General features: G+C 70.5%; 10 protein-coding genes and 1 pseudogene. 5 read left to right on the forward strand and 6 right to left on the reverse strand.

Annotated elements, in window-relative coordinates; genetic code table 11:
* Positions 1-282 precede the first annotated feature (282 nt).
* From A3CE_RS51085 to A3CE_RS0113920, 5 genes and pseudogenes are all read right to left on the reverse strand, one after another.
* Positions 283-3,616 (reverse strand): annotated as a pseudogene (locus A3CE_RS51085) (error-prone DNA polymerase).
* A 446-nt stretch (positions 3,617-4,062) separates the two neighbouring features.
* On the reverse strand, positions 4,063-5,292 hold the full coding sequence (locus A3CE_RS0113905; protein ID WP_020640699.1) for an HNH endonuclease signature motif containing protein: 1,230 nt from the start codon (positions 5,290-5,292) through the stop codon (positions 4,063-4,065).
* Positions 5,293-5,414: 122 nt separating this feature from the next.
* The gene (locus tag A3CE_RS0113910; protein WP_043790844.1) at positions 5,415-6,971 is read right to left on the reverse strand and encodes a DNA polymerase Y family protein; all 1,557 of its coding nucleotides are present in this window, start codon (positions 6,969-6,971) and stop codon (positions 5,415-5,417) included.
* Between the two features lie 210 nt (positions 6,972-7,181).
* Positions 7,182-7,865 (reverse strand): hypothetical protein, encoded by a 684-nt coding sequence (locus A3CE_RS0113915; protein WP_020640701.1) that lies wholly within the window; start codon positions 7,863-7,865, stop codon positions 7,182-7,184.
* 227 nt (positions 7,866-8,092) lie between these two features.
* Positions 8,093-9,625: an alpha/beta hydrolase gene (locus tag A3CE_RS0113920; protein ID WP_020640702.1), complete on the reverse strand. Its 1,533-nt coding sequence runs from the start codon at positions 9,623-9,625 to the stop codon at positions 8,093-8,095.
* Between the two features lie 177 nt (positions 9,626-9,802).
* On the opposite strand from A3CE_RS0113920, the gene A3CE_RS0113925 reads away from it, so the two are divergent.
* From A3CE_RS0113925 to A3CE_RS0113945, 5 genes are read left to right on the forward strand one after another with little or no spacing between them, the layout of a single operon-like run.
* On the forward strand, positions 9,803-10,198 hold the full coding sequence (locus A3CE_RS0113925) for a GntR family transcriptional regulator (RefSeq protein WP_020640703.1): 396 nt from the start codon (positions 9,803-9,805) through the stop codon (positions 10,196-10,198).
* Positions 10,195-11,076, forward strand: a complete 882-nt coding sequence (locus A3CE_RS0113930) for an ABC transporter ATP-binding protein (RefSeq protein ID WP_020640704.1) — start codon at positions 10,195-10,197, stop codon at positions 11,074-11,076. Before A3CE_RS0113925 ends, A3CE_RS0113930 begins: the two co-directional genes overlap by 4 nt.
* Complete coding sequence (locus A3CE_RS0113935; RefSeq protein ID WP_020640705.1) at positions 11,073-12,062, forward strand: ABC transporter permease subunit; 990 nt, start codon at positions 11,073-11,075, stop codon at positions 12,060-12,062. The genes A3CE_RS0113930 and A3CE_RS0113935 overlap by 4 nt, the downstream gene beginning before the upstream one ends.
* Before the next feature lie 20 nt (positions 12,063-12,082).
* Positions 12,083-13,189 (forward strand): alpha/beta hydrolase family protein, encoded by a 1,107-nt coding sequence (locus A3CE_RS0113940; RefSeq protein ID WP_026468463.1) that lies wholly within the window; start codon positions 12,083-12,085, stop codon positions 13,187-13,189.
* Positions 13,186-14,283, forward strand: coding sequence for an alpha/beta hydrolase family protein (locus tag A3CE_RS0113945; protein ID WP_020640707.1), 1,098 nt, complete (start codon positions 13,186-13,188; stop codon positions 14,281-14,283). The genes A3CE_RS0113940 and A3CE_RS0113945 overlap by 4 nt, the downstream gene beginning before the upstream one ends.
* 74 nt (positions 14,284-14,357) lie before the next feature.
* Here A3CE_RS0113945 and A3CE_RS0113950 read toward each other — a convergent pair whose 3' ends face one another.
* Positions 14,358-15,269, reverse strand: coding sequence for an extracellular catalytic domain type 1 short-chain-length polyhydroxyalkanoate depolymerase (locus tag A3CE_RS0113950; protein WP_020640708.1), 912 nt, complete (start codon positions 15,267-15,269; stop codon positions 14,358-14,360).
* Positions 15,270-15,275: the final 6 nt, after the last annotated feature.

Genomic DNA, 15,275 nt, shown 5'->3' on the forward strand with positions numbered 1-15,275 from the left:
CGGGCGCGGAAGCCGGACTCGAACAGATGCCGACAGGCCGTTCGACACAGCCGTCATGACGCGCCCTGCCGCAGATGAGCTGCTCGACGGCGTCAGGGCTACACCGCAACCTGGGGTTCGCAGACCGATCGCCCCGCGTCGCGGAATCCCGCTCGAACGGCCCAGCAGTATCGAGGAATGATCAATCCCAATTTCATGGCACTGGTGCCATCTCGATGCCAAGATTTTTGGGAAAGTGTCAACGATTTTGGGATCCTACACCTCGGAGGCGCCGGCCGGCCGTCACCGGAAGTCGCGCGAGGGCGTGGTCGCCATCGACAGGTCGACCGCTTCGAGCCGGTCAGCGACGAGGGTGACGACGCCTTCGGCGGCCTGGACCTGGCCGCGGATGAGCAGGGCGGCGCTGGTGCGGGCGACGAGCCGCTGTCGCTGCCAAAGCCCGGGCGAGACAAGGACGTTGGCCATGCCGGTCTCGTCTTCGAGGTTGAGGAAGGTGATCCCCCCGGCGGTCGCGGGGCGCTGCCGGTGGGTGACCGCGCCGCCGACCCACACCCGCGTCCCGTCCGCCACCCGCGCGAGTTCGGCGGTGGTGATCGCACCGCGCCGGGTCAGCAGTTCCCGCAGGTACTCCACCGGATGGCTGTCCGGCGAGACGCCGGTGGCCCACAGGTCCGCCGCGGTGACCTCCAGCCGGGTCATCCCGGGCAGCGCGGGCGCGTCGAGCCCCGTCGCCAGGCCCGGCAGGTGCCCGGGCCGGGTGGCCGCCGCGGCGCCGGCGGCCCAGAGGTCCTGGCGCCGGTCGCCGCCGAACCCGCCGAACGCCCCGGCTGTGGCGAGGGCTTCGACGGCGTTCCTCTTCAGCCGCACCCGGCGGGTCAGGTCACCGATGCTCGGGTACGGGCCGTTGACGTCGCGTTCGGCGACGATCTCCTGGGCGAGGTCGTCGCCGAGGTGGCGGACCGCAGCGAGACCCAGCCGGAGCGCGACACCGCCGGTGCTTTCCGGGCCGGGTTCGAGCGTCGCGTCGGCGAGGCTGGTGTTGATGTCGGGTTCGCGGATGCGGACGCCGTGGCGGCGGGCGTCGGTGACCAGGGACTGCGGGCTGTAGAAGCCCATCGGCTGGGCGCGCAGCAGCCCGGCGCAGAACGCGGCCGGGTAGTAGCGCTTGAACCCACGCCGACGCGTAAACCAGTAGCGCGAACGACATCGAGTGCGCTTCCGGGAAGCCGTAGCCGGAAAAGGCGTGGATCTGCTCGAAGATCCGGGTGGCGAGTTCGCGGCCGATCCCGTTGGCCTCGCAGCCGGCGAAGAACCGCGCCATCAGCGCCTTCATCTTCGCGCTGGACCGCTTGGCGCCCATGGCACGGCGAAGCTGGTCGGCCTCGGCCGGGGTGAAGCTCGCGACGTCGACGGCCATCTGCATCACCTGCTCCTGGAACAGCGGCACCCCGAGCGTCCGGTCCAAACTGGACGCGAGCAGCGGGTGCGCGTGCTCCCATTCCTCGTCACCGCGGCGGCGCCGGATGTAGGGGTGCACCGAGCCGCCCTGGATCGGGCCGGGCCGGATCAGCGCCACTTCGACGACGAGGTCGTAGAACTCCCGTGGCCGCAGCCTCGGGAGCGTGGCCAGCTGGGCGCGGGATTCAACCTGGAACACGCCGACCGCGTCGGCCTCGCAGAGCATGTCGTAGACGGCCGGGTCGGCCAGGTCCGGTTTCCCGATGTCCACAGTGGACTCATGGTGTTCGGCGACGAGGTCGATCATGTGGTGCAGCGCCGAAAGCATGCCGAGGCCGAGCAGGTCGAACTTGACCAGCCCGGCGGTGGCGCAGTCGTCCTTGTCCCACTGCAGGACGCTGCGGCCGGCCATCGTGGCCCATTCCACCGGGACCACTTCGGACACCGGCTGCTTCGAGATCACCATGCCACCGGAGTGGATGCCGAGGTGACGCGGGAAGTCTTCGATCCGGGCAGCCAGCTCGAGGACGTCGTCCGGGATCACCCCGGCCGCCTGGTGTTTCGTGGCGGCGACCCCGCCCCAGCGGTCCACGAGCTCGCCGTAGGCGTCCTGCTGCCCGGGGCTGTGACCGAGCGCCTTGGCGGCGTCGCGGATGGCCGAGGGCGCCCGGTAGGTGATGACGTTGGCGACCTGGGCGGCGTGGAACCGGCCGTGTTTTTCGTAGACGTACTGGATGGCTTCCTCGCGCCGGCCGGACTCGATGTCGATGTCGATGTCGATGTCCGGCGGCCCGTCCCGCTCCGGCGCGAGGAACCGTTCGAACAGCAGGTTCCACTTCACCGGGTCGGCGTGGCAGATCTCCAGCGCGTAGCAGACCGCGGAGTTCGCCGCGGATCCCCGGCCCTGGCAGAGGATGTCCGCATCCCGGCAGAACCGGACGATGTCCCACACGACCAGGAAGTACCCGGGGAAGTTCAGCGTCTCGATCACGGCCAGCTCGTGCTCCAGCTGCGCGTACGCCTTCGGGTTGTCTTCCCGCGTCCCGTAGCGTTTCGCCGCCCCGCGCCAGGTCAGCTCGGTCAGGAAGGACATCTCGTCGCGCCCGGCGGGGACGGGGAACGGCGGCAGGTCGGGGGCGACGAGCCGCAGGTCGAACGCCACCTCGACGCCGAGCACGGCGGCGCGTCCGACCGCGCCCGGGTAGCGGCGCTCGAACCGGCGCCGCTGTTCCATCCCGGACCGCAGGAACGCCTGCCCCGACGGCGGCCGCCACCCTTCGAGGTCTTCGGCGGGCCGCCGCGCCCGGACCGCGGCCACCATGTCCGCCACGACGGCGTCGTCCGGGCGGGCGTAGTGCACGTTGTTGGACACGACCGTCGGCAGCCGGAGCTCCTCGGCCATCCCGGCGAGGAGGTCGTTGGCCGTGTCGTCCCGTGGCTGCCGGTGATCGATCAGCTCCACGGCGACGTGCGACCGCCCGAACCGGTCGGCGAGCCGGCCCAGCTCGGCGCGCGCGGCGGCGGGCCCGCGGTCGGCGAGCGCGCGGCGGACGGCGCCCTTGCGGCAGCCGGTCAGCACGACGACGTGCCCGGCCAGCTCGTCGACCAGCTCCTCGACGTCGTAGACCGGGCGGCCTTTCTCCCCACCGGCGAGCTGGGCGTGCGAGATGACGCGGCACAGCCGGTGGTAACCGGTCTGCTGCCGGGCGATGACCAGCAGGTGTGACCCTTTCGGGTCCGGCTCGCCGGCCTGCGGGCCGGGCAGGCCGAGGGACAGTTCGGCCCCGAACCCGACCCGCACACCGAGTTCGCGCGCGGCGTCGTTGAACCGCACGGCGCCGTACATGCCGTCGTGGTCGGTGAGGACGAGCGCGTCCAGCTCCAGCCGCGCGGCCTCCTCGACCAGCGCTTCGGGGTGGCTGGCGCCGTCGAGGAAGCTGAAGTTGGAGTGGACGTGCAGTTCGGCGTAGGGGGCACGGATCCGGTCCCCGCCGTCGTCCCGTCGCCGCCGGTTCTGGAGGTCGAGCGGCGCGCCGGCATAGCCTTCGCGCTTGCGCGACCAGGCCGGGGCATCGTTCCCGTCGCCGGCAACGGGAGGCCGCCCGGAGGCGATCCGCTCCACTTCGGACCACGGCACGTTCGGGTTGTTGAAGGCCAACACCAGCTCCCACCGATTTCGCTGTGGGGAAGCCAGCGACTACTGTTCGAACACACGGACGAATACTGTGGTTCGATCCTGAGCCGGGGCCGGGTTGGTGTCAACTGTGGACCGAGCAAAGTCACATCGCGGCGGTCCCGCTCGGTGCCGCGTGAGGACCTACCCGTAGACGGTGAGCCGGACGGCGCCGGGCACCGCGTCGCCGTCGGCTGACGACTCCCTCTCGTTTCGGGAATTTCCGGCACAACGGGTGCATACGGAGAGCGGAACCCTCACGCTGTTGTCACCGCAAGGAAGATCTCGCGCTTGCAGCGGGATTCCTGGTCACTGCCTTTCACCGACGGTGAGCGGCCTGCCTGGTGGTCGGCTCGTCGGACCGATCCCGCATTTGACGGACGTGGGTGTAGGCCCGTAGCCGTGTGGCTGCGGGCCTGTCCCCTGTTCGGTTATGCCGCGACGGGCAGCGGTTGGTGGAGGTTGTTGCGCCTGGGTTTTCGCCGCTTGTCCAGAAACACCGGGGGCAGAAACTCCGGGAGACCGTCGGCGGCCATGCGGACTTCCCACCCGGAGCGATGCAACAGCCTATGGTGGTGAGCGCACGTCAGCACCAGATTCCCCAGCTCTGTCGGACCACCATCCGCCCAATGACGAAGATGATGCCCCTGACAGTGTCGCGGCGGCCGATGACACCCAGGAAACGCACAGCCCCGGTCACGCAGATACAGAGCGTGGCGGAGTCCGGGGTTGACCAGGCGACGCAAGCGCCCCAGGTCCAGAGGCTCACTCTTCGCACCGAGCACCGCGGGGATGATGTTGCAGTCACAGGCATGCAACCGCGCCTCCGCCGCCGAGATCGTCCCAGTGTCGCCGAGGAGCGCGATGCCCACCCCGGACTTCAAGTCCTCCAGAGAGACCGTAACCATGACGTGCGCGCGTTCACCGGCCTGCCTCGGCAACTCCGGAGTGTTCAACGCCAGGTCGATCGCGTCGGAGAACGCATCACCGTAACGTTCCTGCGGCGAGCGCAGGTCGGGACCCTCGTCGGTGCTGCGCCGCTGGGCGAGAGAGTCGAGGAGCGCACTGGCGCGGGCACCGGTCTCGTCGTCGAGTTTGCCGCTGATCTCCCACATCCCGGTTCTCTTGCGCCGCAGCGACAGTTCCCGGGTCGGGATGGCGATTTCGGTGTCATCCGGCTCAGCGCCGTCGGGGTTGAGATGGGCCAGGATCCGGGCGCCGAGCGCGGCGACCTGCCGATGCCCGGCCTCCTCAGCAAGGGCGAGCAGATGCTGCTCGGCACCCTCACGATGCTCGGGCGGAACATCCTGCAACACCCCGACGATCACATCGATCATCGGATTGCTTAACCGCCCCGACCGAGCCACAACGCCCGTGGCAGCAGCGACTGCGGGAATCGGAGTGCCATCAAGGCCCACACCGGGATTGACCGCCCGCGCCCGCTTCACCAACCGCTCGGCCGAGGATTTCGGGACATCCACTAGATGCTCGAGGAGACGGGGAACGGATCGGTAGCCGAACAGTTCCAGCACACCCCGCTGCTCGATCTCCACCAACAACGCCCCGATTTCGGCTTCGGCGGACCGTATGGACGCGAACAGCGCACCGAGACGGTCGGCGAGTGCCACCGCATCGGCTTGCCAGATCACCTGTTCGGCCATAACTCAAGAATACCGACAATCGAACACCTGTCATCACACGATCAGGTACCACCAAAGCAGACCTGTCACAGCCCCGGAACACCCCACGCAAAAGGCCCACGGCGAAGCCGCATCTTGAAAGTCTAGTCGTACCAACCCTCGACAGTCCATTGTGGATCTTCTCCGACAACAGCCTTGAGCAACAACGCGACATCCCCCTCCAAGACAACCTGGATCCGCACAAGAGGCGGCTCGCCACGGCGCAAAGGCAGAGCGGGACGCACGATCCACGGACCAGCCGAGCCGAGAACACACCGCGGCGGACCACCATCGACGGCAACGGTCGCAGGCGGATAACCGAGTTCACCACGCTCCGTGCAGCGAACGACGTCGCCGACGGCGTCGAGCACCACCGCCGGCCGTCGCGACACCACCGTCGGCGATGGCGCGGGCAGCCGACCGGGCCACGGCCGGTCCGCCGTGACGGGACGGCGTGGCTCGCCCCAAGGGATGAGCCGGACACGTTCGGCCGGCCCGCGGCCACCGTCCAGCAGCGGGGTGACGACCGCGTCCGGGCCCAGCAGGCCCTGGATCCGCACGAGGGCACGGCCGGCGCGCTCGGCGGCGTCGGCGTCGCGGCCCATCGACCCGAGCTGCAGCTGCAACGCTTGCCCGCCGACGACCTCTTCGGGGTCGAGGCGCAGCCGGACGATCCCGGCGGTGGGCCGGTCGCGGGCGGTGAGCCAGCCTTCGCACTGCCAGCGGACGCGGTCGGCCGTCGAGCGGGCGGTGAGGGGTTCGGCGCAGCGCCAGACGCGTACGCGTTCCTCGCCGGCTTCGGTGACGGCGACGATGGCCAGGCGGGTGCAGGCGAGGCCGTGGTTCGCGAGCCCGGCGAAGAACCGTTCGCCGAGAGTTTTCGCGACGAACGCGGCTTCGTCGACGCGGTGCAGCGGGTGGTCGAACTCCTCGGTGACCACCAGGTCCGGCGGGAGGGCGCGGCGGAGCGGGGGCCGTTCCGCCAGGCCGCGCACCTGCCGGTGGGCCACGATGGCGTCGCGGGGGAACCGGCCCGCGACGTCGCGCTCGGCCAGTGCGGCGAACGCGCCGAGGGTGCGCAGGCCGAGGCGTTGCAGGAGGCCGACGAGCTCGCCGCGGTCGTCGCCCGGCTGGTTCAGTTCGGTGATCGGCAGGGGCGCGAGGAACTTCGCGGCTTCGCCGGCCGGCACGAGGACGGCGCGGCGGGCGGCGAGGGTCGCGGCGAAGAGCCCGTCGGCGATCCCGACCTGGCATTCGACGCCGGCTTGGGCGGCGACTTCGTCGATGAGCAGTTCGGCGAGGGCGGCTTCCCCGCCGAAGTACCCGGCGGCCCCGGCCACCGGCACGGCGACGACGCCGGGCCGCACGACCTCGACCCCGACGGCCTGCCGCTCGACGGCGGCGGCGACGGGTTCGAAGAGCCGGGCGTCGCGGTCCGGGTCGTGCTGGTGCACGACGAGCTCCGGACACCGCGACTGCGCATCCCGCCGCCGCATCCCCCGCCCGACACCGGCGCGGCGCGCGGAGGCGGAGCAGGCAACGACGCGGCTACCGGAGAAAACGGCGGCGGGCGCGGTAGGTGGGGTCCCGGCGGCGGCCCCCGCGGCGACAACGGGCCAGTCCGGGCACCACAGCACGAGCAACCGTGGCGCATCGGTCATCCGGCGACCAGCGCCCGCCGGGGCGAAACCGGGACTCTCACGGGAAAGCCGCGCTCCGGGGTGCGCTCGAACAGCCACGGCGCCGCGCTCACCGGCAACCCAGGCCGGCCGACGCGCACAGCCGGTCTCGGTGCCGCGCTCATCCCGCGCCTCGACCGGACCGAAACCCCCGCCCCGGCCGCCCGTGCATCCACCGCCGCGCCGCGAAGCTCACCCGGCCACCTCGACCAGCCGCCGCCCCGGCAAGCCACCCCCGGCGACCGCTCCGTCCGGCCCCGGCAGCTGCAACTCCACCGACGACGGCCGCGCCGCCGCCCCGCGGCCGCGGCTTGTCGCCACCACGTCGCGGGCGCGCAAATGGCCGTGCCCGTCCTGGGTGAGACCGTGCCAGCGGCGGCCCGACACCGTCAGCTCCAGGTCCGCTCCCGGCCACGACCCCGCGCTCAGCAGGACCGTCCCCCGGTTGCGGACCCGGCCCGCCAGCCGGCGCGCCACCTGCGGCTGCACCGGCGCCGGGCCGAGGACCACCAGATCGAACCCGTCGACCAACGCCGACACCACCGCCACCAGCTCCGCGCCCGGGTCCGGCACCAGCGCGACGCGCTCCAGGTCGACGCCGAGTTCCGCCGCCGCCGCCAAGCCCAGCTCCGGCAGGCCCGTCACCGCCGCCCAGGAACCGTCGCGGGTGGCCGCCGCCAGGAGCGCGAGCACCAGGGACGTCGCACCCCGCACCGCGATCGTGCTGCCGCGCCGCAGCCCGCCGCCGGGGAACAGCCGGGCCAGCTCGGGCAGCACCGTCAGCACTTCCCCCGGCCCCGCGTCCGGCTCACGCAGCTGCGCGGCCGTGCGGACCCCCGGGATGGCCGTGAGCCCGGCCAGCGCCTCCGGCACCACCGCTCACCTCCAGCACCACGTACTCGTACCGGAAGCCACCCGCGTGAGGAACCCGCCGGCGAATCCAGGACAATCATCGAACACTTGTTCGCATAGTGCGAGACGGGCGGCCTCGCTGTCAAGCCGGAGGCGACAGCAGGGGGAGGCTCGCAACGGCGGAAGCTGCTCACCGTCACCTTCGTCGGCGGCGGCCGCACCGTCGCCGGTGCGGCCCGCCCCGATCAAGATCAGCCCGCGAACGGGCTGGCGTCGATCGCGCAGGTCTGGCCCGCGGCCGGGAAGGTCCCCGAGATCAGGTAGTCCCGCTTGACCTTCTCGGTGCACGTGCTCGGCACGTACATCGACGAGTGCCCGTAGCCCTCGGTGACGAACACCCGCGCCCGCGCCAGTTCCGCGGCGCCGTCACGAGCGCCGGGCAGCGGGGTGGACGGGTCGTAGCGGTTGTTCAGCACCAGGATCTCCGCCGACGTCGGGCGGTTCCACGGGCCCGTGTAGCGGTCGGTGTCCTTCGCCTTCCAGTACGCGCAGCTCATCATGTCCAGCACCGCGATCCGCCCGAAGTACGGGACGCGCTGGTCCTCCGACTCGGCGTAGCGGCTGTAGATCGCCGGGTCGGTGGGCACGTCGCTGTCGCTGCACTGGATGGCGTTGAACGACTCGGTGCGGTTCGAGGTGTACTGCTCACCGGCCGGCGCGGCGAGCGCCGAGGCGGTACGGGCCGCAGTGGCCGGAGCGTCGTAGAGACGCTGCAGCAGCGTGGCGATGTCCGCCCAGCCCCGCGAGTCGGACAGGTCGGCCGCCGCGTTGATGATGCCCGAGTAGGTCCACGTCTCACCGTCGCTGACGATCGGGGCCTGCTTGGCGCGTGCCGTGAGCGCCGCCCACTTCGCCTTCGGGTCACCCGAAGAGAACGCGCACTTCGGGCCCGCTTCCGTGCACAGCCGCAGGAACTGCTCGAAGGTCTGCGCGATGCCGGTCGCGACGTCCTGCCGGGTGTCCAGCGGGACGCTCTTGCCGTTGCCGTTCTGGCCGGTCGAGTTGCCGGCGAAGTCCATGGTGCCGTCGAACACCATCGCCCGGATCCGGTTCGGGAACAGGTTCGCGTAGGTCGCCCCGAGCTGCGTTCCGTAGGAAATGCCGTGGTAGTTCAGCTTCGGGTCGCCGACCGCGCGGCGCAGCATTTCCAGGTCACGGGCCGTGTTGGCCGTCGAGACGTGCTCCAGGATGGGGCCCGCCTTCGCCGAGCAGCGGTCGGCCAGCTCCTTCGACTTCGCGTAGAAGGCCGCGTTGCCGCTCGGGTCGCCCGGCATCTCCGGGAACGAGCCGAAGAACGACTGCTGCTCGGCCAGGGTGTCGAAGCACCGGACGGCGGCACTGTTGGCGATTCCGCGCGGATCCCACGACACCAGGTCGAACCGCGCGCGCAGCTCGTCGGAGAACAGCCACGGCCACTTGCCGCGCTCCCGCAGCCGCTGCAGGCCGGACGCGCCGGGGCCGCCGAAGTTGACGAACAGCGAGCCGATCCGGTGGGTGGGATCGGTGGCGGGCAGCTTGATGAGCGCGAGGTCGATCTTCGCGCCGGACGGCCGGTCGTAGTCCAGCGGCACCGAAGCCTTGGCGCACTGGAAGCCGTCCTGACAGTCGGTCCAGCTCAGCTGCGGCGTCGGCACCTTGTCGATCGAGCCGGGTGCCGCGGACGCGACCGCCGGTCCCGCCGCGACGGCCATCGAGACACCGAGCGCGACGACCACGCCGCGCACGATGCCTCCCCCAGAAAAACGAGGCACGAAAAGTCCCTTCGGAGAGGAAAACGATCACTTCGCCTCCACAGACGGGCGAGGGGGTACCGAGGTTGGCTCCGGCAGCCCAAAAAGATCACTGGCCCTACTAGCGCCACTTAGCTATAGTACTAGTCACCTAGTTAAATGGAGTTGCTGATGATCGAGTTCCACCTGGACGCGAGGTCCGGCCTGTCGCCGTACCAGCAGCTGGTCCAGCAGGTGCGGCACGCGCTGCGCCTCGGCCTGCTGTCCGAGGGAGACCAGCTCCCGAAGGTCAAGGACGTGGTCGCGAGCCTCGCGATCAACCCGAACACCGTGCTGAAGGCCTACCGCGAGCTGGAGCACGACGGCCTGGTCTCGGCCCGGCCCGGCGTCGGCACGTTCGTGACGGCGACCTTGAACGGCGGAGCGTCGTTCGCCGTGCTCGGACCGCTGCGGCGCGACCTGCGCCGCTGGCTTTCCCAGGCCCGCAAGGCGGGTCTCGACGAGGAGAGCATCGAAGCCTTGTTGATGTCCACGTTTCGCGACTCCGCCAGAGAGGACATAGCGTGACTGTCCTGAAAGCCCAGGGGCTGGGCAAGAAGTACGGGCGCAAGCAGGCGCTGACCGGCTGCACGCTGGAGATCGAGGCCGGGCACGTCACCGGGCTCGTCGGCCCCAACGGCGCCGGCAAGTCGACGCTGCTGAACATCGCGGCCGGCATGCTGGAGCCGACGACCGGCACGATCGAGGTGTGCGGCGGGGTGCCGGGCAGCGGCCCGGACCAGCTGGCCAAGGTGGGGTACGTCGCCCAGAACACGCCGGTCTACAGTGGACTGTCCATCGAGGAGCACCTGCGGCTCGGCGCCCACCTCAACCCGGGCTGGGACGCGTCGCTGGCCGAGAAGCGCATCGAACGGCTCGGGCTGGACCCGAAGCAGCACGCCGGCAAGCTCTCCGGCGGCCAGCGTGCGCAGCTGGCGCTCACGATCGGCATCGCCAAGCGCCCCGAACTGCTGCTGCTCGACGAGCCGGTCGCCGCGCTGGACCCGCTGGCGCGCCGCGAGTTCCTGCAGGACCTCATGGAGGCCGTCGCCGAGCACGGGTTGTCCGTCGTGATGTCCTCGCACCTGGTCAACGACCTGGAACGGGTCTGCGACCACCTCGTCGTGCTGGTGGACTCGCAGGTCCGGGTGATCGGCGAAGTGGAGACGCTGCTCGCCACGCACCACCGGCTTTCCGGGCCGCGCCGCGATGTCGAGACGCTGCCGGCGGAGCAGCACGTCGTCTCGGCGAAGCACACCGACCGCCAGACCACCGTCCTCGTCCGCACCGAAGCGCCGATCCTCGATCCCGCGTGGACGGTCGCGAAGCTCGGCCTGGAGGACCTCGTCCTCGAGTACATGAGCAACCCCACCGCCGCCCGCCCCGCCCTGGAGGTCCTCCGATGACCTGGCTGACCTGGCGCCAGTTCCGCATGCCCGCTCTGTCGGTGTTCGCCGGCCTGATCGCGATCGCCGTCGTGCTCGCGATCACCGGGCCGGACCTGGTGGGCCGCACGGACTTCTCCGACGAGGACACCCTCTTCTACGGCACCATCCTGGCGCTGTACCTGCTGCCCGCGGTCATCGGCGTCTTCTGGGGCGTCCCGATGATCACGCGCGAGCTGGAGAGCGGGACGCACAGTCTCGTGTGGAACCAGACGGTCACGCGCAAGCGGTGGCTCACCACCAAGCTCGGGTTCGGCCTGCTGGCCGCGATGGTCGTGGCCGGATTGCTCGGCTGGGCGGTGTCGTGGTGGGCGAGCCCGATCGACGCGCTCGCGGCCAAGCAGACCGACCGCGGGATGGTCTCGCGCATAGCGCCCGTGGTGTTCGGCGCGCGCGGCATCGTGCCGATCGGCTACGCCGCCTTCGCCCTCGCGCTCGGCGTCGCGATCGGAATGCTGCTGAAGCGGACCGTGGCCGCCATGGCCGTCACACTCGCCGTGCTCGCCGCCGTGCTGCTCCTGGTGCCGAACTTCGTGCGGCCGTACCTGCTGCCGCTGCAGACCGAGACGGTCCCGATCGTCAGCAAGGACATCACGAACATCACCGGTAACGACAAGCAGGGCATCACCCAGATCGGCGTGCGGAACCCCGCCGGTGCGTGGGTACTGGCGAACGAAACGGTGGACTCGGCCGGGAACGTGGCCGACCCGCTGCCGGACTTCATCCAGGTCTGCGCCCCGAAGCCGGGCCCCGGGGCGGGCCCGCCGGAACGCGGCACGATGGAAACATGCATGGCCCAGCTGGGCGCCCACGGCTACCAGCAGCGGCTGACCTTCCAGCCGGGCTCCCGCTTCTGGCCGCTGCAGTGGCTCGAACTGGCGCTCTACCTCGCGATGACCGCCCTGCTCACCTGGTTCAGCTTCCGCCGCCTCCGCCACCTGTCCTGACGATTCCGGCTGGGGGAATCATGCGCACTCTCGCGGTAGCCACCGCATTGACACTCACGTTGTCCGCGTCTCCCGCTTCGGCGGCCACGACGCCTTACCTGCCCCGCCCGACCGGGCACCAGCCCGTCGGCGTCACTTCACTGTCCTTGAAGGACACTTCGCGGCCTGATCCCTGGGTGCCGTCGGTGCCCTACCGGGAGCTGATGGTCTCCGTCTTCTACCCGGCGACCTCGGCGAACGGGCCGAAGAAGCAGTACATGACCCCGCTCGAATCGAGACTCAACCTCGAGCGGCAGAACATCCCTGGCCTGCCGTTGGACGTCTTCAGCACGGTCCGCACGAACGCCGTCGTCGACGCGAAACCGGCCGGGCGGTGGCACGGCCTGCCGCTGGTCGTGCTGTCCCCGGGCTGGACCCAGCCGCGGGCGACGCTCACCGCACTGGCCGAGGACCTGGCCAGCCGCGGGTACGCCGTGGCGGCGATCGACCACACCTACGAGAACCGCGCCACCACCTTCCCCGACGGCCACGTCACCGGCTGCGCGGCCTGCGAGGTCGACGACCAGCCCGGCTTCTGGGAAAAGTTCGCGCAGGTCCGCTCGAAGGACACGTCGTTCGTGCTCGATTCCCTGCTGTCTTCGAAGTGGGGTGCGCTCATCGACCCACAGCGGATCGGCATGACCGGGCACTCCGCGGGCGGCGCGATCACCACGCAGGCGATGCTGGCCGATCCCCGCATCCGCGCCGGGGCGGACCTCGACGGCAGCGTCCACGTCCCGATCCCGGCGTCCGGGCTGGCCCGGCCGTTCATGTTCGTGGGCAGCATGGACGAATACACGCCGGGCGCGCCGGGCCCGTACGACGACTGGGAAACGGACTGGACGCACCTGACCGGCTGGAAGCGCTGGATCATGGTCTCGGGCACGGTGCACCAGTCGTTCACCGACCTCGGGGTGCTCGCCGACCAGCTGGGCGTCGACCTCGGCGATGCGATCGACCCGTACCGCGCGCTGACCATCACGCGGAACTACGTAAGCGCTTTCTTCGACCAGCACCTGCGCTGCCGTCCGCAACCGCTGATGGCCGCACCCTCCCCCGCCTACCCGGAAGTGACCTTCATCGGATGAGAATCAAGAGCCTCCTGGCCGTCACCGCACTGGCGCTCACCCTGTCCACACCGGCGGCATCGGCGGACACGCCGACGCCCTACCTGCCCGCCCCGACCGGCAACCGGCCGGTGGGCAGCACGGCGGTGTACCTGAAGGACACCTCACGGCCCGACCCGTGGGTGCCGTCGGTGCCCTACCGGGAACTGATGGTCTCGCTCTTCTACCCGGCGGTTTCCGCACCGGGACCGAAGACGCAGTACCTGACCTCGGCGGAGTCCGCGGCGCTGCTGAAGGACAGCGGCCTGAACGTGGCGCCGGACCTGCTCACCACGATGGTGACCCACTCGGTGGCCGGCGCCCGGCCGGCCGGGCACGGGCTGCCGCTGATCGTGCTGTCGCCCGGCTACACCAAGCCCCGCGCCACGCTGAGCGCGCTGGCCGAGGACCTGGCGAGCCACGGGTACGCCGTCGCGGTGGTCGGCCACACCTACGAGAACGCCGGGCAGAGCTTCCCGGACGGGCACTTCGCCGGGTGCGCGTCCTGCGACGTTCCGCACGACTCCGCCTTCTGGCAGAAGCTCGAACTCGGCCGGGCCGCCGACGTGTCGTTCGTGCTGAACTCGCTGACCCGGTCGAAGTGGGCACCGCTGATCGACAGTTCCCGGATCGGCATGGCCGGGCACTCCATCGGTGGCGCGAGCACCATCCCGGCGATGGTCGCCGACCCGCGGATCAAGGCCGGGATGGACATCGACGGCACGACGGAAGTCGAGCTGACCCCGCCCGGGCTGTCCCGGCCGTTCATGTTCGTGAGCCACCAGCGCGTGGAAACCGTCTGCGCGCCGGGGAACGTGCCCTGGGAACGGGACTGGGCGCAGCTGACCGGGTGGAAGCGCTGGGTGGAGGTGAAGGGCACGCAGCACGCGTCGTTCACCGACGTCGGCCTGGTCGCCGACGAGTTCGGCATCGACATCGGCGCGACGACCACGGCGATGCGGACCCAGGAGATCACGCGGACGTACGTCAACGCGTTCTTCGACCAGCACCTGCGGGGCAAGGCGCGACCGGTGCTCGACCAGCCGGGTTATCCGGAAGTCTCGTTCTGCCACTGAGGTAACGGGGACGGGGGGACGGCGGAAGCGGCGCACTGGGGGTGCGCCGCTTCCGCCGTGTCAGTCCTCGGTGGTCAGTGGTCGAGGCCGAGGAACGAAATCGCGTACGCCAGCTGGCCGGTCATCGGCAGCTGGTGCCCGACGCCGGCGACGCTGACGCCCTCGACGGTGGCCTGGGTGCTGGTGTTGCCGTACCGGGTCCGCGTCCACGACGACTGCGGGTGATCGGTGAACGCCGGTGTCTGGCTCAACCCGTTCAGGTTGGTCCACTGCTTGATCTCTTCACCGAAGTTCGGGTACGACAACGTCGTGTCGGTGGTGCCGTGCCACAGCTGCATCCGCGGGTAGCGGCCGGTGTAGCCCGGGTACATCGCCCGTGCCGTGTCGCCCCACTGCTGCGCGGTCTTGATCGACTTCCCGCCGGAGCAGGTGCTGTTCCACAGCGAACCGTTCGTGGTGGCGAAACACCCGGCGGGCACGCCGGAGAAGGCCGAACCCGCCGCGAACACGTCGGGGTACTCGGCGGCCAGCACGTTCGTCATCATCGCCCCGGAGGAGAACCCGCTGACCACGACCCGCGCCGGATCGACGTTGTAGCGGGACTTGGCGTAGGCGACCATGGACATGATCCCGGTCGAGTCGCCGCCGCCGTTGCGCCGCAACGCGTTCGGCGTCGAGACGTCGAAGCACTTCTCGCTGCGGGTCGCTTCCGGCAGCACCATGACGTAGCCGTACCGGTCGGCCGCGGTGGCGTAGTCCTTGCCGTTCCAGCCGAAGACCGAGCTCGCCGAGCCGCCGCAGTAGTGCACCAGCACCAGCAGCGCCGGCTTGGCCGCGACCCGGTCGGGGACGTAGACGTACATGTTCAGGTTCGTCGGGTTGTTGCCGAAGTTCGTCACCCTGGTCAACGCCGCCGCGTGGGCGGGCGAAGCGACGCCGAGGGCCAGGACCACCAGGGCCAGGACGGTGGTGAGCATGCGTTTCATCACGGT

The sequence above is a fragment of the Amycolatopsis balhimycina FH 1894 genome (assembly GCF_000384295.1).
Taxonomy (GTDB): Bacteria; Actinomycetota; Actinomycetes; order Mycobacteriales; family Pseudonocardiaceae; genus Amycolatopsis; species Amycolatopsis balhimycina.

What these genes read in the sequence shown, in the direction of transcription:
- A3CE_RS0113905 (WP_020640699.1), bottom strand. Translation starts at nt 5,292, where the DNA reads ATGGCCGAACAGGTGATCTGGCAAGCCGATGCGGTGGCACTCGCCGAC.
- A3CE_RS0113910 (WP_043790844.1), bottom strand. Translation starts at nt 6,971, where the DNA reads ATGACCGATGCGCCACGGTTGCTCGTGCTGTGGTGCCCGGACTGGCCC.
- A3CE_RS0113925 (WP_020640703.1), top strand. Translation starts at nt 9,803, where the DNA reads ATGATCGAGTTCCACCTGGACGCGAGGTCCGGCCTGTCGCCGTACCAG.
- A3CE_RS0113935 (WP_020640705.1), top strand. Translation starts at nt 11,073, where the DNA reads ATGACCTGGCTGACCTGGCGCCAGTTCCGCATGCCCGCTCTGTCGGTG.
- A3CE_RS0113940 (WP_026468463.1), top strand. Translation starts at nt 12,083, where the DNA reads ATGCGCACTCTCGCGGTAGCCACCGCATTGACACTCACGTTGTCCGCG.
- A3CE_RS0113945 (WP_020640707.1), top strand. Translation starts at nt 13,186, where the DNA reads ATGAGAATCAAGAGCCTCCTGGCCGTCACCGCACTGGCGCTCACCCTG.
- A3CE_RS0113950 (WP_020640708.1), bottom strand. Translation starts at nt 15,269, where the DNA reads ATGAAACGCATGCTCACCACCGTCCTGGCCCTGGTGGTCCTGGCCCTC.